This is a genomic window from Citrobacter sp. S39 (assembly GCF_009495675.1).
Lineage (GTDB): Bacteria > Pseudomonadota > Gammaproteobacteria > Enterobacterales > Enterobacteriaceae > Citrobacter > Citrobacter freundii.
On record NZ_CP045555.1, the window covers coordinates 2,643,716 to 2,664,450 of the forward strand.

Here is a 20,735-nt window from a genome sequence, read left to right on the forward strand (position 1 = left end):
TGACGGCTGTTATTGCGCCAGAAGATGATGTTTGCCAACTCGCTTTTCGTACCATTTAATACCGGCGCGTACTAATGAACCGGTTGAGTCAATATATTTATCTGGTGAGTTTTTGACTGCGTTGGCAAGAATGACGGGGACTTCAGTACATCCCAGTACAATGACTTCTGCACCGCGTGAAAAGAGCATTTCAGCCTGTTCATTCATCAGCGTTTGTGCCCGCTTAAGATCGCCGGCTTTTAAGCAATAAATACTATCCATGACTTTTTCCTGACCGGAAGAATCAGGGCTGACACAGGTTAAGCCAAGAGATTCTATGCCTTTTTGGTAGAGTCCCATGTAAAGGGTGGCGTTGGTAGCAAGTAAACCGATACGCGATTTTCCGCAGTTTTTGACTTCATTCATGGTGGTTTCAACGATACTGAGTAACTCTGTATGACAGCACTCTTTTAATTCATTAAACCAAAAGTGGGCAGTATTACAGGGGATCACAATACACTCCGCACCAGCATCTTCCAGTTTATGCATATAATCACGCATTGCCGGAAGTGGGGAATGACCATGATGCATTAACGCATCAGTTCGATCTGGAATATCAGGGATGGATGAAATAATTAATGGGATATGTTCCTGATCGCGTTGCGCTGCGGTAAAGGTGACGAATTTATTAAAAAGATCGACGGTTGCAGCAGGTCCCATACCACCAAGTACGCCAATTAAACCTTTCACGATATATACCTCTATTACCGATATTTAATATCAGGGCTGGTGTGTGTCTGGTGTCTATGTTTAACAGCAGTGTGTCGTGAGGAGAAATGCAATAATGTATGGTTCAATGCAAAAACTGCATGGGTGCAGTTTCTTTTGCCACCTCAGCAGGCCAGTAATCAGGCTGGTGTCTGAAATTCCGCGGCGATAAGCGGTCGTGGTCGATGGGTAAAGAAACATGTTAATGTCAAAACGAAGGTGTTATGCAAAAAACGAATCACCAGATGCTGATGTTGAATATCATCTCCGGACATATTCAGGCATGATGCTTAAGACTAATTGACATATTTAAACATCCGCGTGACAGGCATGAAAAATATCGAGACAAAATGGTTATATGACTTTTTGACGCTGGAAGCGTGTCGTCATTTTTCCCAGGCAGCTGAGGAGCGCAACCTATCCCAACCGGCATTTAGCCGGCGGATCAAGGCGCTCGAATCCGCCGTTGGGGTGCTGCTGTTTGACCGTACGACGAGTCCACTGCAGCTGACGGAGGAGGGTAAGTTATTCCATTCGCAGACCCGTAGCCTGCTGCAACAGCTGGAATGTAACTTAGATGAGCTTAGTGGTCACAACCTGCTTGGCGTTCCCAATATCAAAATAGCGGCAGCGCATTCTCTGTCGCTGACGATGTTGCCCAGATTAGTACATTCAATGTCGGCATGGGGCGAGGAGTTTGTGTACCACGTCGAAGCGATTGACGTAGTCCAGGCAGTGAACACGCTGCGCGAGGGGAAAAGTGATTTCATTATCTCCTTTCGCGATGAAGACTTAATGCAGTCACCTTTCTGCGGCTTGAAGGTGTTTGAGTCTGAGCTGTATCCCGTCTGTGCTGCGGATGCACAGGGTCAGGCATTGTTTGATATCTATCAGCCGCAGGTGCCGATACTGAACTATACCAGCACATCCTACATGGGAAGATTGGTTAACCGTCACCTGGCGGAGGTGGGTAGTATTTCGGCGCGTACGCTGTTTATGTCTTCGATGAGTGAGCTATTGAAGAATATGGCATTGGATGGGCATGGTATTGCCTGGCTGCCAGCGTGGACGATTGTGAACGAACTACGGGATAAACGCCTGGTTTGTCTGGACACGCCGGAGTTGATGGTGCCTATTCAGGCCTATATTTATAGAATGGATACCCGCCTGAATAAAACGGCTGAGCACTTCTGGCGGATTTTGTACAACCATATGCCAGAGGATCTGGTTTCGCTTAGTTGATACGCGCCAGTTCGCCTGGCGCGTCTGAAAAACCTTCGGTTATGACCAAAGATGCTTTTTAACCTGATCAATTTGTGTACTACCTCTCATTTTCTCTCTCCCTGACAAACTGTATCTATAAAAAATTGTGATTCTGTTCATATCTATCGACTTTATAGCTTGTGGATGGATTTACTTTGTCAAAAACACGCCTACTATGAACACATGTTTGATAGTGAACATATGCTCTAATAACATGATGTGTGGCGTTGGTTATTTTTAACGAACTCATTTGTGGAAAATTAATTGCCAGGGGACGTGCTATGCGTGAAAAGGAATACATCGTAACGATTGGCTCGGCCAATATGGATGTTGCTGGGTATTCGCATGCTTCTCTAAATTATGCGGATTCGAATCCAGGTAAGATAAAATTCACTCCCGGTGGCGTTGGACGCAATATCGCACATAATCTCGCGCTGCTGGGTAAAAATTCTTGGTTGCTAACAGCGGTTGGTAACGATTTTTATGGTCAATCATTATTGGCACAAACCAATCAATCAGGAGTACATGTCGACAAGTGTCTTATCGTTTCCGGAGAGAATACATCCAGTTATTTATCGCTGCTTGATAATACTGGTGAAATGCTGGTGGCTATTAATGATATGAGTATCACCGAGCATATTTCAGCAGAATTTTTATCACAGCATTTTGATTTTATTAGGCAGGCAAAAGTCATTATCGCCGATTGCAATATCAGCGAAGACGCTCTGGCATGGGTACTGGAAAACGCCGGAGATGTTCCGGTGTTTGTTGACCCGGTGTCGGCCTGGAAGTGCGTAAAAATTCGCGGCCGCTTTGCAAAAATTCACACCCTCAAACCAAACCGCCTTGAAGCCGAAACGCTCAGCGGTATTGCGCTTTCTGGGCGTGATGACGTTAGCAAAGTCGCCGCGTGGTTTCATGATCGCGGCTTAAACCGGCTGGTGCTCAGCATGGGCGGCGACGGCGTTTATTACAGTGATATTGCGGGGAGTTGTGGTTGGTCGCTCCCCATTAAAACTCGCGTCATTAATGTCACAGGGGCTGGTGATGCGATGATGGCTGGACTGGCCGCCTGCTGGGTAGACGGCATGCCCTTTATTGATTCGGTTCGATTTGCGCAGGGGTGTTCATCAATGGCATTAGCCTGTGAATATACCAATAACCCTGATTTGTCTGTTGCGAATGTTAGCTCAATAGTGGAGAACACAGAATGTCTGAATTAACTCTTTCCTCTGAATTATTACAAATATCACCAGAAGTCCAGGAAGCATTAAACAGTAAAAAACCGATTGTTGCGCTTGAATCAACCATTATTTCTCATGGAATGCCATTTCCGCAGAATGCTCAGACAGCGATTGAAGTAGAAGAGACTATTCGTAAGCACGGCGCTGTTCCTGCGACCATCGCCATTATCGGCGGAATAATGAAAGTAGGTTTAAGTAAAGATGAAATTGAATTGCTTGGACGAGAAGGACATAGCGTTACGAAAGTAAGTCGTCGTGATTTGCCATTTGTGGTCGCGGCAGGGAAAAATGGTGCCACCACCGTTGCCTCTACGATGATTATTGCCGCGCTGGCTGGAATTAAAGTATTTGCGACCGGGGGAATTGGTGGCGTTCATCGTGGTGCTGAACATACGTTTGATATTTCCGCGGATCTGCAGGAACTGACACATACCAATGTCACGGTAATTTGTGCTGGTGCTAAATCTATTCTGGATCTTGGCTTAACGACTGAATATTTAGAAACCTTTGGCGTGCCGTTAATTGGATATCGAACCCAAGCGTTACCGGCATTTTTCTGTCGTACCAGTCCGTTTGAAGTCAGTATCCGTCTGGACAGCGCTAAAGAGATTGCCCGCGCGATGGCGGTGAAATGGCAAACGGGTCTTAATGGAGGCCTGGTTGTCGCTAATCCAATCCCGGAGCAGTTTGCCATGGCAGAAGAGAAAATTAATGCGGCAATAGATCGGGCGGTAAAAGAAGCGGAAGAGCAGGGCGTCGTGGGTAAAGAAAGTACGCCGTTCCTGCTGGCGCGAGTTGCGGAGCTGACCGGTGGCGACAGCCTGAAATCAAATATTCAACTGGTGTTCAACAACGCAGTGCTGGCCTGTGAAATTGCGAAGGAGTATCAACGCCTCGCCTGACAGAATTTCCCGGGCAGAATGCGGTCGCCCGCGAATATCAAACCTACCAAAACCTGGCGATAACGCCGGGTTTCCTGGCATGAAGGGAATTTCATTATGGATATAATGAGAAGTGTTGTGGGTATGGTGGTATTACTGGCCATCGCGTTTCTGCTGTCAGTAAATAAAAAACGTATTAGTCTGCGCACCGTTGGGGCTGCGCTGGTACTGCAAATTGCCATCGGCGGTATTATGCTCTATTTCCCGCCGGGAAAATGGCTGGTTGAACAGGCCGCGCTCGGCGTCCACAAGGTGATGTCATATAGTGACGCGGGTAGCGCATTTATCTTCGGCTCCCTGGTTGGGCCAAAAATGGATGTGCTGTTTGACGGGGCAGGGTTTATCTTCGCCTTCCGGGTGCTCCCGGCCATCATTTTTGTGACCGCACTCATCAGTCTGCTCTATTACATTGGCGTGATGGGGCTATTGATCCGCATCCTCGGCGGTATTTTCCAGAAGGCGTTGAACATCAGTAAGATCGAGTCATTTGTCGCAGTAACCACGATTTTCCTCGGGCAAAACGAGATCCCGGCAATCGTGAAACCGTTTATTGACCGCCTTAATCGTAATGAACTGTTTACCGCTATTTGTAGCGGGATGGCCTCGATTGCTGGCTCAATGATGATTGGTTACGCCGGAATGGGCGTCCCGATTGACTATTTGCTGGCGGCATCATTGATGGCAATCCCTGGCGGTATTTTGTTCGCGCGTATGCTGAGTCCGGCAACGGAAGAATCTCGCGTCACCTTTGAAAACCTGTCATTTACTGAAACACCACCGAAAAGCATCATCGAAGCGGCGGCCAGTGGGGCTATGACCGGGCTGAAGATCGCCGCAGGCGTTGCGACGGTGGTAATGGCATTTGTCGCCATTATCGCGCTGATTAACGGCATTATCGGCGGAATTGGCGGTTGGTTTGGTTTTGGCCACGCCACTCTGGAAGGGATCTTTGGCTATGCGTTAGCCCCGCTGGCGTGGATTATGGGCGTGGACTGGAGCGATGCGACGCTGGCAGGTAGTCTGATTGGACAGAAGCTGGCGATCAACGAATTTGTTGCTTATCTCAACTTCTCGCCGTATCTGCAAACGGGCGGAACGCTGGACGTGAAGACCATCGCGATTATCTCGTTTGCGTTGTGTGGTTTCGCGAACTTCGGTTCGATTGGCGTCGTGGTCGGGGCATTTTCGGCGATTGCGCCACAGCGTGCGCCGGAAATCGCGCAACTTGGAATGCGTGCGCTGGCAGCAGCAACGCTATCAAACCTGATGAGCGCCACAATAGCCGGTTTCTTTATCGGACTGGCATAAAATAAAGTTTGTAGGCCGGATAAGCGTAGCGCTATCCGGCAGACATTCAAGCTGTTTGCAGCAAATACAGAGCGTTATCCGCAGAGAGCGTTGGGTTGTTGATACTGACGCTGGCCCGCGATAATGCTGCGCAGGCCATGGCAAAGCGCGCGCTTTCACGAAACTCACTGCCTTCCAGAAAGCTGTACAGTAATCCCGCCATAAAAGCGTCATCGGCACCAAAACTGTCTACCACCGTATGCTCAGGCGGCGTCAATAAAAACTGTTCGCCGTCCTTTTCGCTGCAAAAAACGGATTCATCTTCCAGGCAGACAAAAATGCGTTTTACCCCTTGCTGATGCAGACTATTGACGGCCAGTACGCGATCCGCATCAGTATGAATAGGTTGGCCCCATAAAATCGCCAGCTCTTTCTGCGTGGGTTTTAGCGTATGAATACGCGTAAACCAGGTTTTCATTTTTTCCGCTTTGAACTCTGAAACGGTGTCAATAAATACCGGAATATCATCGGCAATAGTAAAGACCCACTCAATGGCTTCGGCGGTCAGATTGCAATCGGCCAGTACGACACCGGAATGGCGAATCAAATCTCGCGAACCGTTAAGCAACTGCGGCGTCAATTGTTGCAGGATATGGGTATCGTTAATGGCCAGTACGGTCTCTTCCTGTTGATTAGCGATCGACAGGTAGGTTGAGGTGTTGTGTCCATGCAGACGAATGCAGCTGGAAACGTTAACCCCAGCCTGACGCGTTTGTTCCAGCAATGTTTCGCCATAGAAGTCACTGCCAACAGCGGAAATTAAATGTACGTCGCGGCCCAACAGCGCCAGGTTGTGGGCGATGTTACGTCCTACACCGCCTGCTGAGCAATGAATGCTGCCAGGGTTAGAGGCTGCCTGCGGATAATGGATGTCTGCAACACCCCGGATATCCATGTTGATAGCACCGACAACCACGCAATAATCCTGTTCGGTAAGGATATAACCTTTACCTTTGATCATGCCTTTACGCATTAAATCCATAATATGCGCAGCGACGCGTGAACGGCTGATCTGCAAAATATCGGCGATTTCATTCTGCTGAATCAACGGATTGCGGCGCAAGATCTTAAGGATCTGCTTTTCCCTGTCGTTCATGATTAGGCCACCGCTTTTTCAGTTTGCTGGGCTTTCAGCCAGGCAATCTCTTCTGCCCAGATATCTGGATTAATGGTTTCCAACACCAGCGGAATGCCGTCAAAACGATTGTCCTGCATGATCCAACGGAAGGCATCGTGGCCAATATTGCCTTCACCTAAGCTGTGGTGACGGTCAACGCGGCTGCCAAACGTGCTCTTGGCGTCGTTCAGGTGCATACCGCGCAGATACTTGAAGCCGACAATTCGTTCAAATTCCGCAAACGTCTTTTCACATTCCTCAACGGAACGCAAATCGTAACCGGCCGCGAAGGCGTGGCAGGTATCAATACAGACGCCGACACGGGATTTATCTTCTACGCCGTCGATAATGGCGGCCAGGTGCTCAAACTTAAAGCCAAGGTTGCTGCCCTGTCCGGCGGTATTTTCAATGACCGCCGTAACGCCCTGGGTCTGGGCGAGGGCGATATTGATCGATTCCGCAATGCGCGCCAGACATTCATCTTCCGGAATCTGCATCAAATGGCTGCCTGGGTGAAAGTTCAGCAGGGATAAGCCAAGCTGTTCGCAGCGTTGCATTTCATCAAGAAACGCATCACGCGATTTTTCCAGCGCATCGCTGACCGGGTGACCGAGGTTAATCAGGTAGCTGTCGTGAGGCAGGATTTGTGCGGAAGTATAGTGATACTTCTCGCAGGCAGATTTGAAATCATCAATGATTTCGGTGGTCAGCGGCGCGGCACGCCACTGACGCTGATTCTTGGTGAACAGGGCGAATGCGGTCGCTTCGATTTCTGCGGCTCGAATAGCGGCGTTAGCCAGACCGCCAGCGGCGCTTACGTGCGCTCCGATGTATTTCATAAATTAAACCCGCCATACTCAAATGCAAAAGGAGGAAGTATAGCGGGTTAATGGAGGTGAGTCGTGCTCGTTTATGCCATCAGCGCGTGGATAGCGAGGTTAATCGCACCACCGCCCACAATCAGCCAGACAAACAGCAGCAAGGCCATCAGTAACGGTTTAGCACCGGCTTTTTTCAGGGCGCTAACGTGAGTGGTCAGCCCCAATGCGGCCATCGCCATTGCCAGCAAAATGGTATCCAGTGTTACCAGCATGTTCACTACCGACTGCGGCAGAAAGTGGAACGAGTTAAAAATCGCGACCACAATGAACAGGATGGCAAACCACGGAATGGTGATTTTGCTCTTCTCACCACCGGAGGCCGGAGACAGCTGTTTAACGCGAGCGGCCAACAGGATAAGGAACGGTGCCAGCATCATGACACGCAGCATTTTGGCAATAACTGCGGCATTTTCCGCATCCGGGTTAATGGCGTGCCCGGCAGCCACTACCTGTGCCACTTCATGCATGGTGGAACCAATGTAAATGCCGTAGGTTTCCGGGCTAAACCAGTGTGCCAGCAGCGGATACATTGCCGGATACAGGAAGATAGCGATGGTACCGAAGATCACTACGGTGGCGACAGCGACGGTTACCTTACTGGCTTCCGCCTTCACTACCGGCTCGGTTGCCAACACGGCGGCGGCACCACAAATGCTGCTCCCCGCGCCAATCAGCCAACTGGTGTGGCGGTCCAGACCAAACACTTTTTGCCCCAGGAAACAGGCAATCATAAAGGTACTGCTTAGCGTTAACACATCAATCACGATACCGCTGACGCCGACGTCAGCAATTTGCGCGAAGGTGAGGCGGAAGCCGTAGAGGATGATCCCCAGACGTAATAAATGTTGTTTAGCAAACAGCACACCGCCGTCACAGCTTTTCCAGATGTGCGGATAGACGGTGTTGCCGAGAACCATCCCCAGTAAGATTGCTAAGGTGAGGGCGCTGAACCCGGCACCTGCAACGGCGGGAATGGATCCACCCCATAAGGCGACCCCAGTGATAACTGCACTCAGGGCGAGCCCCGGAATAAAATGCCACGCTGTACGACGATGAGTCTGCAAGGTGAGTTCTGTCATATCCTTCTCCTTTATCTGGGTAAAAGAGTACGGCGAAGTGGTTTAAAAATAAAATTGATTATATATTTATAATTAATCTATATAAGTGGTATACCCGTCATACTTCAGGTTGCATGTACGCTGGCTGCAACTCGAATTATTTAGGGTATAAGTAACGGTTATCCGGTGGAAAACGACTATGCATATCACCCTGCGACAACTTGAAGTGTTTGCTGAGGTATTAAAAAGCGGCTCAACGACCCAGGCGTCTGTCATGCTGGCATTGTCGCAGTCGGCGGTGAGTGCGGCACTTACCGATCTGGAAGGGCAACTCGGCGTGCAACTGTTTGACCGTGTTGGTAAACGACTGGTGGTCAACGAACACGGGCGCTTGCTCTACCCACGGGCGCTGGCGCTACTCGAGCAAACCACCGAAATCGAACAGCTTTTCCGCGAAGATAATGGCGCTATCCGGGTTTATGCCAGTAGCACCATTGGCAACTATATTCTCCCTGCCATGATCGCCCGCTATCGGCATGATTTCCCTGATTTGCCGCTGGAGCTTAGCGTGGGCAACAGCCAGGACGTGATCAATGCGGTGCTGGATTTCCGGGTAGACATCGGGCTGATTGAAGGGCCGTGTCACAGTACGGAAATTATCTCTGAACCGTGGCTGGAAGACGAGCTGGTGGTGTTCGCCGCACCGTCGTCACCGCTTACAAAGGGACCCGTTACGCTGGAACAACTGGCTGCTTCGCCGTGGATCCTGCGTGAACGAGGATCGGGTACGCGTGAACTGGTGGATTACCTGCTGTTGTCTCATTTGCCGAGATTTCAGATGGCAATGGAGTTGGGTAACTCCGAGGCCATTAAGCATGCGGTGCGCCATGGCCTCGGGATCAGCTGTTTGTCACGGCGGGTCATTGCCGAGCAGTTACAGGCGGGAACGCTGAGCGAAGTTCCTGTGCCGCTTCCGCGTTTGGTCCGCACGCTGTGGCGTGTTCATCATCGACAAAAACATATCTCCAATGCCATTACGCGCTTTTTGCGCTACAGCGACCAGGTAGAGCAGGGGGAATAGGACGTTCACTGTCGTAATGACTCCTTTTTGCATAATGGCGGTTACGTTTTAACCGCCTTGCACCCTCTATTTTCTGCTTTACTTATAATCCGCGGCCAGTCATGAAGGTCTCTTATAACAGCGCATTTGTGCCGGAAGAATGCCGTTTCGTCTGCTACAATCGCGCCTCATTTTTTGGATGGATAGCATTTTCACATGGTTTCCGAAACTAAAACCACAGAAGCGCCCACGCTACGTCGTGAACTGAAGGCGCGTCACCTGACGATGATTGCCATTGGAGGCTCCATCGGTACAGGTCTTTTCGTTGCATCTGGTGCAACTATTTCTGCAGCGGGTCCTGGCGGCGCGTTGTTCTCTTATATTCTGATCGGTCTGATGGTGTATTTCCTGATGACCAGCCTCGGTGAACTGGCGGCCTATATGCCGGTTTCTGGCTCGTTTTCCACCTACGGTCAGAACTACGTAGAAGAAGGCTTTGGCTTCGCGCTGGGCTGGAACTACTGGTACAACTGGGCGGTAACGATTGCCGTTGACCTGGTGGCCGCACAGCTGGTGATGAGCTGGTGGTTCCCGGACACGCCGGGTTGGATCTGGAGTGCGCTGTTCCTCGGCGTGATCTTCCTGCTGAACTACATTTCCGTTCGCGGATTTGGTGAAGCGGAATATTGGTTCTCACTGATCAAAGTTACCACCGTCATTATCTTCATCGTAGTTGGCGTAATGATGATTTTCGGTATCTTCAAAGGCGCTCAGCCGGTGGGCTGGAGCAACTGGACGACCGGTGATGCACCGTTTGCTGGTGGTTTTGCTGCGATGATTGGTGTGGCGATGATCGTCGGCTTCTCCTTCCAGGGGACGGAGCTTATCGGTATCGCGGCAGGTGAATCTGAAGATCCTGAAAAGAACATTCCACGTGCGGTACGTCAGGTATTCTGGCGAATCCTGCTGTTCTATGTGTTCGCGATTTTGATTATCAGCCTGATTATTCCGTACACCGATCCAAGCCTGCTGCGTAACGATGTGAAAGACATCAGCGTTAGCCCGTTCACGCTGGTATTCCAGCATGCGGGTCTGCTGTCTGCGGCAGCGGTGATGAACGCAGTTATCCTGACGGCGGTGCTGTCTGCAGGTAACTCCGGGATGTACGCTTCCACGCGTATGCTTTACACCCTGGCATGTGACGGTAAAGCGCCACGTATTTTCGGCAAACTGTCTCGCGGCGGCGTACCGCGTAACGCGCTGTATGCGACCACCGTGGTGGCGGGGCTGTGCTTCCTGACCTCGATGTTTGGCAACCAGACCGTATACCTGTGGCTGCTGAATACTTCCGGGATGACGGGCTTTATCGCCTGGCTGGGGATCGCCATTAGCCACTATCGCTTCCGTCGCGGTTATGTGCTGCAGGGCCACGATGTGAAGGATCTGCCGTACCGTTCTGGCTTCTTCCCGCTGGGTCCGATCTTCGCCTTTGTGCTGTGCCTGATTATCACTCTCGGCCAGAACTACGAAGCGTTCCTGAAAGACAGCATTGACTGGGGCGGCGTGATGGCTACCTATATTGGTATCCCGCTGTTCCTGATTATCTGGTTTGGCTATAAGCTGACCAAAGGAACTCATTTTGTTCGCTACAGCGAAATGAAATTCCCGGGTCGCGTGAAGAAATAACAGTATAAAAAGCATAACAAAAACCCCGGCATGATGAGTGCCGGGGTTTTTTATTGCGTCAGACTTAGAAGCTGTATGTCATGCCAACCGTGTAACGACGACCATCGAGAACGGTGTCGTAGGTATCGTAATCGATTTGCTTATCCAGCACGTTATACACGCCAGCGGTCATCAATAGATCCTTGGTGGCATAGTAACGTAAACCCACATCGACCTGCGTATAGGACGGCGTACCCTGTGCCATGGAAGTACGGCTCAGGTATTCAGACGTTTTTCCACGCAGATTCAGGCGGCTCCAGAAACCGAGATCTTGCGTGGCCTGCCAGTCCAGCGTCGTGTTAAACATATGCTTCGGCATTTTGTTCAACGGCTGGCCGGAGAACTGACCGCTTTTCTGCTCAGATTCCGTGTAGGTGTAGTTCGCAGTCCAGTTGACGTCAGAGGTTATTTTCCAGCCGAAGGTGGATTCTACGCCACGCATATTGGCTTTATCGACGTTAACGCGATCGCTGACGAAGTCATAATGGGTATTGCCGATGGTGCAGGCCGGATCGGAACTGCTGTTACAACGGCGCACTTCAGTGATTTTGTTCTTGAAGTCGGTATTGAACAGGGTGACGCCCGCGTTGAGGTTATCGCCGTTATCCCACAGTAAGCCGATTTCTTCGCTGAGGCTTTTCTCCGGCTTCAGGTCCGGGTTGCCGACAATGATTCCGTTCAGACGACCGCCGCCGGTGACCTGTCCCCAGTTTGCTGATGACTGGCGCAGGTCTGGCGCACGGTAGCCCGCTGAAACGCCGCCTTTTAAGGTCCATTGATCGCTCAGATGCCATACGCCATAGCCGCGTGGCGTCCAGTTGTCACCGTAGTTTTCATCCTTATCCATACGCAGACCGCCGGTCAGCGTAAAGGTATCGGTAACGGCCCATTCATCTTCAGCAAACAACGCCCAGCTCCAGCGGGTCAGTTTGTTCAGCCCATCAGCCGCTTGCAGCTGGTTGCCGTTATCGCGCAGTTTTTCATAACGGTATTGCCCGCCTAGCGTCAGGGTATGCGCTCCAAGGAATACCTGATTCTGGTTATTGAAAATCGTGTTGTAGGACTTCATCTGGCGACCCGGGTTTTCGCTCTCTTCCTGCTGGACATAGCTGGTGGAGTTGAAGTCGTCGTAATAACCGCTGTGGGTTAGTGAATATGTGGTGTGCACATACTTGCTTTCGCTTTTGCTGTTCGGCTTACAGCTTCCGTTACGACAGTTTTCCTCAGCCATAGATTTGCCTGGGGTACTGTCGCGATCCTGCAATTCACGTGCGTAATCGAAATCGATATCGTTTTTATCGTCTGGCGTAAAGTTCAGGGTTAAGCCCCCGTTACGCATACGCTGTTCATTGTAGCCATTGAGGATTTTATCTTCCGCCCGATGGGAGAATAACCCGGTCACCTTCGCGCCAAGTAATCCGTCAATCAGTGGCCCAGACGCATAGGCGTTGGTCTGGTAAATATCACCGGAGTCTCTGTCTTCCTGGAAAGTGGCATCGCCGTGCAGAGAACCGGTCCAGGCTTTGGTATTCGACACTTTCTTGGTGATGACGTTAATGACACCGCCCATCGCGTCGGAGCCGTACAGGGATGACATCGGGCCACGGATGACTTCGATACGCTCGATGGATTCAAGCGGCGGCAGCCAACCTTGTTCAATACCTGAGTTGTCGCTATTAGGACGTGTGCCGCGGGTGCTGATGCGTTTACCGTTGACCAGGAAGAGCGTGTATTGCGAAGCCATACCGCGAATACTGATATCGCTGCTGCTCCCCCCGCCGGTGACGACGACGCCAGGGACATCTTTTAGCGCATCGGTGACATCGCGATAGGCTTTGTCCTCAATCTGCTGCTTGGTAATAACAGATATCGAAGCCGGGGCATCCTGAATTTTCTGCTCAAAGCCGGTAGCGGTAACTACCACGGTATCTTGTTCAGCGGCATGGCCGAGTGATGGGAGACTGGCGACGCATACTGCGGCAGCTACAGCCTTAACGTGAGGTATAGTCATTTGTATCATTCCATTTAAATGAATCAAACTGCGCGTCATGTGAAAGGCCATGACAATTGTATGTATTTGTCTTTTAAGGACTCTTTTCAGTAAAGAAGCGGGAGGATTGTACAAAAGTATGAATATTTGTAAACACAAATGATAATAGAAATCATTTGTGTTTGATGTGATTTGGAGTGAAATACTTTTTTAATCAATAAGATAGTGAAGGAAGAAAAAAGGAGAAAAAGTGAAGGAATGATGGAGAAATGAAGAGGGCTTACGCCCTCAACTCAGAAATTACTTCAGCAAATACTGGGCGTGGAAGCGCAGGTGATCCTCAATAAACGACGCAATAAAGTAATAGCTGTGGTCGTAACCTGGCTGGATGCGTAGCGTCATTGGCCATGCGGTCTGACGGGCTATTTCGGCCAGCACTGCTGGCTGCAACTGATCGGCAAGAAACTGATCGCTGTCTCCTTGATCAATTAGCGTCGGAATCGCGTCTGTGGGCTTACTGGCCAGCATTAACGCGCAGCTATCCCACTCAGTCCATTGTGTTTTATCTTCACCCAGATAAGCGCTAAAAGCCTTCTCGCCCCACGGAACGCGACAAGGGTTTACGATCGGCGCAAAGGCTGAAACGCTGGTGTATTTCCCGGGATTTTTCAGCGCCATAATCAATGCGCCGTGACCCCCCATAGAGTGCCCGCTGATGGCGCAGCGATCGCTGACGTTAAACTGCGAATGAATCAGTGCCGGAAGCTCATCACGCAGATAGTCATACATACGAAAATGCGTTGCCCATGGCTGCTGAGTGGCATTGAGGTAAAATCCCGCGCCCTGGCCTAAATCGTAACCATCATCGTTGGCAACCTGCTCGCCGCGCGGGCTGGTGTCTGGCATCACCAGAACAATACCGAGCTCAGCCGCGATGCGCTGTGCGCCGGCTTTGGTGGTGAAGTTTTCATCATTGCAGGTCAGGCCCGACAGCCAGTACAGCACCGGAGGCGGGGCGTTATCGCGGGGTGGTGGAAGATAAATACTGAAGGTCATGGCGCAATTTAACGTGGCGGAGTCGTGACGCCAGCGTTGCTGCCAGCCTTCAAAACAGCGGTGCTCTTCAAGCATTTCCATGCGTGGCTCCTTGTTGTGTTGAACCTGTATGTGTTTGCGAACTCACCATAATACAGATTATTCATTGCACTGTGAGTAACTTTCACTTCCGCATTGAGCAAACATACTTCATCATCTATATAACTTTACATTAACACTCGACGTCACCGGGCTGAACAGAAAGTGAAGTTGCTACAGCTGAAAGGCTGTGCCAATTTCAATAATTATCGCGGTGAATACTGGATTATGTGCGCCGCCTCACGCACAATGTTCTGGCTGTGATACAGCCTAAAAACTTTGCCCCATGCAGGGCAGAGGCGCCCCACCTGCAGGAGAAGAAGAAATGTCATCACTCAGTAAAGAAGCGGCACTGGTTCATGAAGCGCTGGTTGCGCGTGGTCTCGAAACCCCGCTGCGCCCGCCCGTGCAAGAGATGGATAACGAAACACGCAAACGTCTTATCTCTGGCCATATGACCGAGATTATGCAATTGCTCAATCTCGATTTGAGCGATGACAGTCTGATGGAAACTCCGCATCGCATTGCGAAAATGTATGTCGATGAGATTTTCTCCGGCCTCGATTACGCCAACTTCCCGAAAATCACCGTTATTGAAAATAAAATGAAGGTGGACGAGATGGTCACGGTCCGCGATATTACGCTGACCAGCACCTGCGAACACCACTTTGTCACTATCGATGGCAAAGCGACGGTGGCGTATATTCCGAAAGATTCGGTTATTGGTCTGTCGAAGATTAACCGCATTGTGCAGTTCTTCGCCCAGCGCCCACAGGTACAGGAACGCCTGACCCAGCAAATTCTCACCGCGCTGCAAACGCTGCTCGGGACGAATAATGTGGCGGTGTCGATTGATGCGGTGCATTACTGTGTGAAAGCGCGCGGCATTCGTGATGCGACCAGTGCGACCACCACCACTTCTCTTGGTGGATTGTTTAAGTCCAGCCAGAACACGCGTCAGGAATTCCTGCGCGCAGTACGTCATCACAACTGATTAGGGCAGGAACCATGGAGCGTAATGTCACGCTGGATTTTATTCGTGGCGTCGCCATTCTTGGTATCCTGCTTCTCAATATTAGCGCCTTTGGCTTGCCAAAGGCGGCATATCTCAATCCTGCGTGGTATGGCGACATCACCTTATCCGATGCCTGGACCTGGGCGCTGCTCGATCTCTTTGCGCAGGTAAAATTCCTCACGCTGTTTGCGCTGCTGTTCGGTGCCGGTCTGCAAATGCTGCTCCCACGCGGTAAACGCTGGATCCAGTCACGGCTTACGCTGCTGGTGCTATTGGGTTTTATTCACGGTTTATTCTTCTGGGATGGCGATATCCTGCTGGCATATGGCTTGATCGGCCTGATTTGCTGGCGGCTGATCCGGGATGCGCCGTCGGTAAAAAGCTTATTTAATACTGGTGTGCTGCTGTATCTGGTGGGCGTTGGCGTACTGCTGCTGTTGGGTGTGATCTCCGGGAGCGAAACCAGCCGCGCCTGGACGCCGGATGCTTCAGCGTTGCTGTATGAAAAATACTGGAAAGTGAACGGCGGAATGGAAGCAATCAGCAATCGCGTGGATATGATGTCCAATAGCTTGCTGGCGTTGGGTGCTCAGTACGGCTGGCAACTGGCGGGGATGATGCTGCTCGGCGCGGCATTAATGCGCAGCGGTTGGCTAAAAGGGCAGTACAGTTTGCAACACTATCGACGTACCGGCGTGCTGCTGGTCATTATTGGGATGGCGATAAACCTGCCTGCTATCATCGCTCAGTGGAATCTGGACTGGGCCTACCGCTGGTGTGCTTTCCTGTTACAAGCCCCGCGAGAGCTGGGAGCGCCGATGCAGACCATTGGTTACGCCGCGCTGATGTACGGTTTCTGGCCGCAGCTTAGCCGTTTAAAATGGGTCATTGCTGTCGCCTGTGTGGGACGCATGGCGTTAACCAACTATCTGTTACAAACCTTAATCTGTACCACGCTGTTCTATCAATTCGGCTTATTTATGAAATTCGACCGGCTGGAGCTGCTGTATTTCGTCATCCCGGTCTGGGTCATTAACTTACTTTTCTCCGTGATATGGCTACGTTATTACCGCCAGGGCCCGGTGGAATGGCTGTGGCGTCAATTAACCCTGCGTGCTGCAGGGACATCATTACCGCGAACATCCAGATAACGATCTGGATCACATTCATTAACAAAATGGATGTAAGCGCTTTCATTCCTGTGACATCACTCACGCAGTCCGTTTCATTGTGCTGACAAAATACCCAGCCTGGGGTGTCTGTGGGCAGCCGCAATCTAAAACAGGGCAGTGAATATGGTAACCATTCGTGATGTGGCACGGCAGTCTGGCGTTTCTGTAGCGACCGTTTCCCGCGTACTGAACAACAGTGCGCTGGTGAGTCCCGATACGCGTGAAGCGGTAATGAAAGCAGTCACTCAGCTTGGCTATCGACCTAATGCCAACGCACAAGCGCTGGCGACGCAGGTAAGCGACACGATTGGTGTTGTCGTCATGGATGTATCAGATGCGTTTTTTGGCGCGCTGGTAAAAGCCGTGGATATGGTTGCCCAACAGCATCAGAAGTATGTCCTGATTGGCAACAGCTACCATGAGGCGGAAAAAGAACGTCATGCCATTGAGGTGTTGATTCGCCAACGCTGTAACGCATTGATTGTACACTCTAAAGCACTGAGCGATCGGGAACTGGCCGAGTTTATGGATCAAATCCCCGGCATGGTGCTGATCAATCGCCTGGTACCGGGTTACGCCCACCGTTGCGTCTGCCTGGATAACATCAGCGGCGCTAAAATGGCGACCCGTATGTTGCTGAATAATGGTCATCAACGCATCGGTTATCTGGCATCAAGCCATCGCATTGAAGATGACACCATGCGCAAAGAAGGGTGGTTAACTGCTCTGAAAGAGCAGGGGATTGTTGCGGCAGAAAGTTGGGTCGGCACCGGTTCGCCCGATATGCAGGGCGGAGAGTCTGCGATGGTGGAACTGCTGGGGCGCAATTTACAACTGACGGCAGTCTTCGCTTATAACGACAATATGGCCGCTGGCGCGCTGACAGCGCTAAAAGATAACGGTATCGCTATTCCATTACACCTTTCAATCATTGGCTTCGATGATATTCCCATCGCGCGTTACACCGATCCGCAGCTAACCACCGTGCGCTATCCCATTGCCTCTATGGCAAAAATGGCGACGGAGCTTGCACTACAGGGCGCGGCTGGCACGCTGGATCCGCAGGCGACGCATTGCTTTATGCCGACGCTGGTACGTCGCCATTCAGTGGCGCTGCGGCAGAATGCGGCACCGATCACTAACTTATAACGCATCGCGATGTAACCGCTTTCAATATGTGAGTAAATTCACAGTATATTAACAATGCGATAGCTATGATGACACTGTTTGTTGCGCTGTAACTACTATGTAACGGTGAATAATCACTTTCATCGAGGTATAGCTGCCTTAAACGATAATTAAAGCCTGTTTTGGGAGCGTTGCCAGACACGGAAGAAATATTTTTAAAAGTGAGCTTCGGCGTTCAGTAACACTTCAGTAACGTTCTGCCTGCCGAGCATTTATCTCAAGTACTACCCTGCATAATAAAACCGGAGATACCATGAATAAGAAGGTGTTGACCCTGTCTGCTGTAATGGCAAGCATGTTATTCGGCGCGGCTGCGCACGCTGCTGATACCCGTATTGGTGTGACTATCTATAAGTATGACGATAACTTTATGTCAGTGGTACGTAAGGCTATTGAAAAAGATGCCAAAGCGGCGCCAGATGTACAACTGCTGATGAACGACTCGCAGAACGACCAGTCCAAACAAAACGATCAGATCGACGTGCTGCTGGCAAAAGGCGTTAAAGCACTGGCGATTAACCTGGTTGACCCGGCAGCTGCAGGCACGGTCATTGAAAAAGCACGCGGACAGAACGTACCGATCGTGTTCTTCAACAAAGAACCTTCTCGCAAGGCGCTGGACAGCTATGACAAAGCGTATTACGTCGGTACTGACTCTAAAGAGTCCGGTATTATTCAGGGTGATTTGATTGCCAAACACTGGGCAGCTAACCCGAACTGGGACCTGAACAAAGACGGCAAAATTCAGTTTGTTCTGCTGAAAGGCGAACCGGGACACCCGGATGCTGAAGCACGTACTACTTACGTGATTAAAGAGCTGAACGACAAAGGCATTAAAACTGAGCAACTGCAGTTAGATACTGCAATGTGGGATACCGCTCAGGCGAAAGATAAGATGGATGCGTGGATGTCCGGTCCGAACGCGAACAAAATCGAAGTCGTAATCGCCAACAACGATGCGATGGCAATGGGCGCAGTTGAAGCGCTGAAGGCACACAATAAAACCAGCGTACCGGTATTTGGCGTGGATGCCCTGCCTGAAGCACTGGCGCTGGTGAAATCTGGCGCTATGGCCGGTACCGTGCTGAACGATGCTAATAACCAGGCGAAAGCCACCTTTGATCTGGCGAAAAACCTGGCTGATGGCAAAGGTGCGGCAGATGGCACTAACTGGAAAATTGAGAATAAGATTGTTCGCGTTCCGTACGTAGGTGTCGATAAAGATAATCTGGCCGAGTTCACCAATAAGTAAATACTCCGTCTGTGGGCGCAATTTCATTGCGCCCTTAATAACGCACTCTGCAAGGCCAACAAGGTATAATTATGGTCAGCACACATACTCAGTCGTCAGGCGAATACTTGTTGGAAATGACCGGCATCAACAAGTCCTTCCCCGGCGTTAAGGCGCTTGATAATGTCAATTTAAAAGTCCGCCCGCATTCTATTCACGCCTTAATGGGGGAGAATGGCGCGGGGAAATCAACATTATTGAAATGTCTTTTCGGCATCTATCAAAAAGATTCCGGCAGTATTTTATTTCAGGGTAAAGAAATCGACTTTCATTCTGCTAAGGAAGCGCTTGAGAATGGTATTTCGATGGTACACCAGGAATTAAACCTGGTATTACAACGCTCTGTGATGGACAACATGTGGCTGGGACGCTATCCCACCAAAGGCATGTTTGTCGATCAGGAAAAAATGTACCGCGATACCAAAGCGATATTTGATGAACTGGATATTGATATCGATCCGCGTGCGCGCGTCGGCACATTATCCGTTTCACAAATGCAGATGATTGAAATTGCGAAGGCGTTCTCCTATGACGCCAAAATCGTCATCATGGATGAACCAACTTCATCGTTAACCGAGAAAGAAGTTAATCATCTGTTCACTATCATCCGTAAGCTGAAAGAGCGTGGATGCGGTATTGTTTATATTTCTCACAAAATGGAAGAAATTTTCCAGCTGTGTGATGAAATTACCGTTCTACGCGACGGCCAGTGGATTGCGACCCAGCCGCTGGAAGGGCTGGATATGGATAAGATCATCGCCATGATGGTAGGGCGTTCACTGAACCAACGTTTTCCGGATAAAGAAAACAAACCTGGTGAAGTCATTCTGCAAGTGCGTAACCTGACCTCGCTGCGTCAGCCGTCGATTCGTGATATCTCGTTTGATTTACACAAAGGGGAAATTCTCGGGATTGCCGGTCTGGTCGGCGCAAAACGCACGGATATTGTTGAAACGCTTTTTGGTATTCGTGAGAAATCATCGGGTACGATTACGCTACATGGCAAAAAGATTAATAACCACAGTGCAAATGAAGCCATCAACCATGGTTTTGCGCTGGTCACGGAAGAGCGCCGCTCAACCGGTATTTATGCGTATCTGGACATTGGTTTTAACTCGTTAATTTCTAATATCCAAAATTACAAAAACAAAGTCGGTCTGTTGGATAATTCCCGCATGAAGAGTGATACCCAGTGGGTAATTGACTCCATGAGGGTGAAAACGCCAGGCCATCGTACGCAAATCGGTTCACTGTCCGGTGGTAATCAGCAAAAGGTGGTTATCGGCCGCTGGTTATTAACGCAGCCAGAAATACTGATGCTGGATGAACCGACGCGTGGTATCGATGTTGGCGCGAAATTTGAAATTTACCAGTTAATTGCTGAACTCGCGAAAAAGGATAAGGGGATTATTATTATTTCCTCTGAAATGCCGGAGCTGCTGGGTATTACCGATCGTATTCTGGTGATGAGCAATGGTCTCGTTGCCGGAATTGTTGACACTAAAACAACAACGCAAAACGAAATCCTCCGTCTTGCGTCTTTGCACCTTTAAGATTAGGGG

The 20,735-nt window shown here is 50.2% G+C and carries 17 protein-coding genes; 11 read left to right on the forward strand and 6 right to left on the reverse strand.

Annotated elements, in window-relative coordinates; translation table 11 throughout:
* Positions 1-9: 9 nt before the first annotated feature.
* Positions 10-729 carry an amino acid racemase gene (locus GFB57_RS12460; RefSeq protein ID WP_003027440.1) on the reverse strand — a complete coding sequence of 240 codons (720 nt, stop codon included), beginning with the start codon at positions 727-729 and terminating at the stop codon, positions 10-12.
* Positions 730-1,077: 348 nt separating this feature from the next.
* Between GFB57_RS12460 and hypT the strand changes: the two genes are divergently transcribed.
* The 4 genes from hypT (at position 1,078) to GFB57_RS12480 (ending at position 5,503) form a co-directional block, all read left to right on the forward strand.
* Positions 1,078-1,989 carry a hypochlorite stress DNA-binding transcriptional regulator HypT gene (hypT, locus tag GFB57_RS12465; protein WP_003027438.1) on the forward strand — a complete coding sequence of 304 codons (912 nt, stop codon included), beginning with the start codon at positions 1,078-1,080 and terminating at the stop codon, positions 1,987-1,989.
* A gap of 302 nt (positions 1,990-2,291) precedes the next feature.
* Positions 2,292-3,233: a pseudouridine kinase gene (locus GFB57_RS12470; RefSeq protein ID WP_003027434.1), complete on the forward strand. Its 942-nt coding sequence runs from the start codon at positions 2,292-2,294 to the stop codon at positions 3,231-3,233.
* Positions 3,221-4,156, forward strand: coding sequence for a pseudouridine-5'-phosphate glycosidase (locus tag GFB57_RS12475; RefSeq protein WP_290366800.1), 936 nt, complete (start codon positions 3,221-3,223; stop codon positions 4,154-4,156). Before GFB57_RS12470 ends, GFB57_RS12475 begins: the two co-directional genes overlap by 13 nt.
* A gap of 96 nt (positions 4,157-4,252) precedes the next feature.
* Positions 4,253-5,503, forward strand: a complete 1,251-nt coding sequence (locus tag GFB57_RS12480) for a NupC/NupG family nucleoside CNT transporter (RefSeq protein ID WP_003027431.1) — start codon at positions 4,253-4,255, stop codon at positions 5,501-5,503.
* A 46-nt stretch (positions 5,504-5,549) separates the two neighbouring features.
* On the opposite strand, the gene GFB57_RS12485 is transcribed toward GFB57_RS12480, so the two are convergent.
* The 3 genes from GFB57_RS12485 to GFB57_RS12495 all read right to left on the reverse strand — a co-directional run bounded on the left by GFB57_RS12485 (position 5,550) and on the right by GFB57_RS12495 (position 8,619).
* Complete coding sequence (locus GFB57_RS12485; protein ID WP_003027430.1) at positions 5,550-6,638, reverse strand: sugar kinase; 1,089 nt, start codon at positions 6,636-6,638, stop codon at positions 5,550-5,552.
* 2 nt (positions 6,639-6,640) lie between these two features.
* Positions 6,641-7,498 (reverse strand): deoxyribonuclease IV, encoded by an 858-nt coding sequence (gene nfo / locus GFB57_RS12490; protein ID WP_003027428.1) that lies wholly within the window; start codon positions 7,496-7,498, stop codon positions 6,641-6,643.
* A 71-nt stretch (positions 7,499-7,569) separates the two neighbouring features.
* Positions 7,570-8,619 (reverse strand): YeiH family protein, encoded by a 1,050-nt coding sequence (locus tag GFB57_RS12495; RefSeq protein WP_003027424.1) that lies wholly within the window; start codon positions 8,617-8,619, stop codon positions 7,570-7,572.
* A gap of 178 nt (positions 8,620-8,797) precedes the next feature.
* Between GFB57_RS12495 and yieE the strand changes: the two genes are divergently transcribed.
* Both yieE and lysP read left to right on the forward strand, forming a co-directional pair.
* Positions 8,798-9,679 carry a DNA-binding transcriptional regulator YeiE gene (gene yieE, locus GFB57_RS12500; RefSeq protein WP_003027421.1) on the forward strand — a complete coding sequence of 294 codons (882 nt, stop codon included), beginning with the start codon at positions 8,798-8,800 and terminating at the stop codon, positions 9,677-9,679.
* A gap of 195 nt (positions 9,680-9,874) precedes the next feature.
* Positions 9,875-11,344 (forward strand): lysine-specific permease, encoded by a 1,470-nt coding sequence (gene lysP / locus GFB57_RS12505; RefSeq protein WP_003027419.1) that lies wholly within the window; start codon positions 9,875-9,877, stop codon positions 11,342-11,344.
* 64 nt (positions 11,345-11,408) lie between these two features.
* Here the strand turns inward: lysP and GFB57_RS12510 are convergent, their stop codons facing one another.
* Together GFB57_RS12510 and fghA are read right to left on the reverse strand one after the other, a co-directional pair.
* Positions 11,409-13,394 (reverse strand): ligand-gated channel protein, encoded by a 1,986-nt coding sequence (locus tag GFB57_RS12510; RefSeq protein ID WP_003027416.1) that lies wholly within the window; start codon positions 13,392-13,394, stop codon positions 11,409-11,411.
* Positions 13,395-13,673: 279 nt separating this feature from the next.
* Positions 13,674-14,510 (reverse strand): S-formylglutathione hydrolase, encoded by an 837-nt coding sequence (fghA, locus tag GFB57_RS12515; RefSeq protein ID WP_003027413.1) that lies wholly within the window; start codon positions 14,508-14,510, stop codon positions 13,674-13,676.
* A 322-nt stretch (positions 14,511-14,832) separates the two neighbouring features.
* On the opposite strand from fghA, the gene folE reads away from it, so the two are divergent.
* The 5 genes from folE to mglA all read left to right on the forward strand — a co-directional run bounded on the left by folE (position 14,833) and on the right by mglA (position 20,726).
* Positions 14,833-15,501 (forward strand): GTP cyclohydrolase I FolE, encoded by a 669-nt coding sequence (gene folE, locus GFB57_RS12520; protein WP_003027410.1) that lies wholly within the window; start codon positions 14,833-14,835, stop codon positions 15,499-15,501.
* A 14-nt stretch (positions 15,502-15,515) separates the two neighbouring features.
* On the forward strand, positions 15,516-16,673 hold the full coding sequence (gene yeiB, locus GFB57_RS12525; RefSeq protein ID WP_003027405.1) for a DUF418 domain-containing protein YeiB: 1,158 nt from the start codon (positions 15,516-15,518) through the stop codon (positions 16,671-16,673).
* A gap of 144 nt (positions 16,674-16,817) precedes the next feature.
* Complete coding sequence (gene galS / locus GFB57_RS12530) at positions 16,818-17,843, forward strand: HTH-type transcriptional regulator GalS (RefSeq protein WP_003027402.1); 1,026 nt, start codon at positions 16,818-16,820, stop codon at positions 17,841-17,843.
* A 292-nt stretch (positions 17,844-18,135) separates the two neighbouring features.
* On the forward strand, positions 18,136-19,134 hold the full coding sequence (gene mglB, locus GFB57_RS12535) for a galactose/glucose ABC transporter substrate-binding protein MglB (protein ID WP_003027399.1): 999 nt from the start codon (positions 18,136-18,138) through the stop codon (positions 19,132-19,134).
* A 71-nt stretch (positions 19,135-19,205) separates the two neighbouring features.
* A complete protein-coding gene (gene mglA / locus GFB57_RS12540) occupies positions 19,206-20,726 on the forward strand; it encodes a galactose/methyl galactoside ABC transporter ATP-binding protein MglA (protein WP_003027396.1) in 1,521 nt (506 codons plus the stop codon).
* Positions 20,727-20,735: the final 9 nt, after the last annotated feature.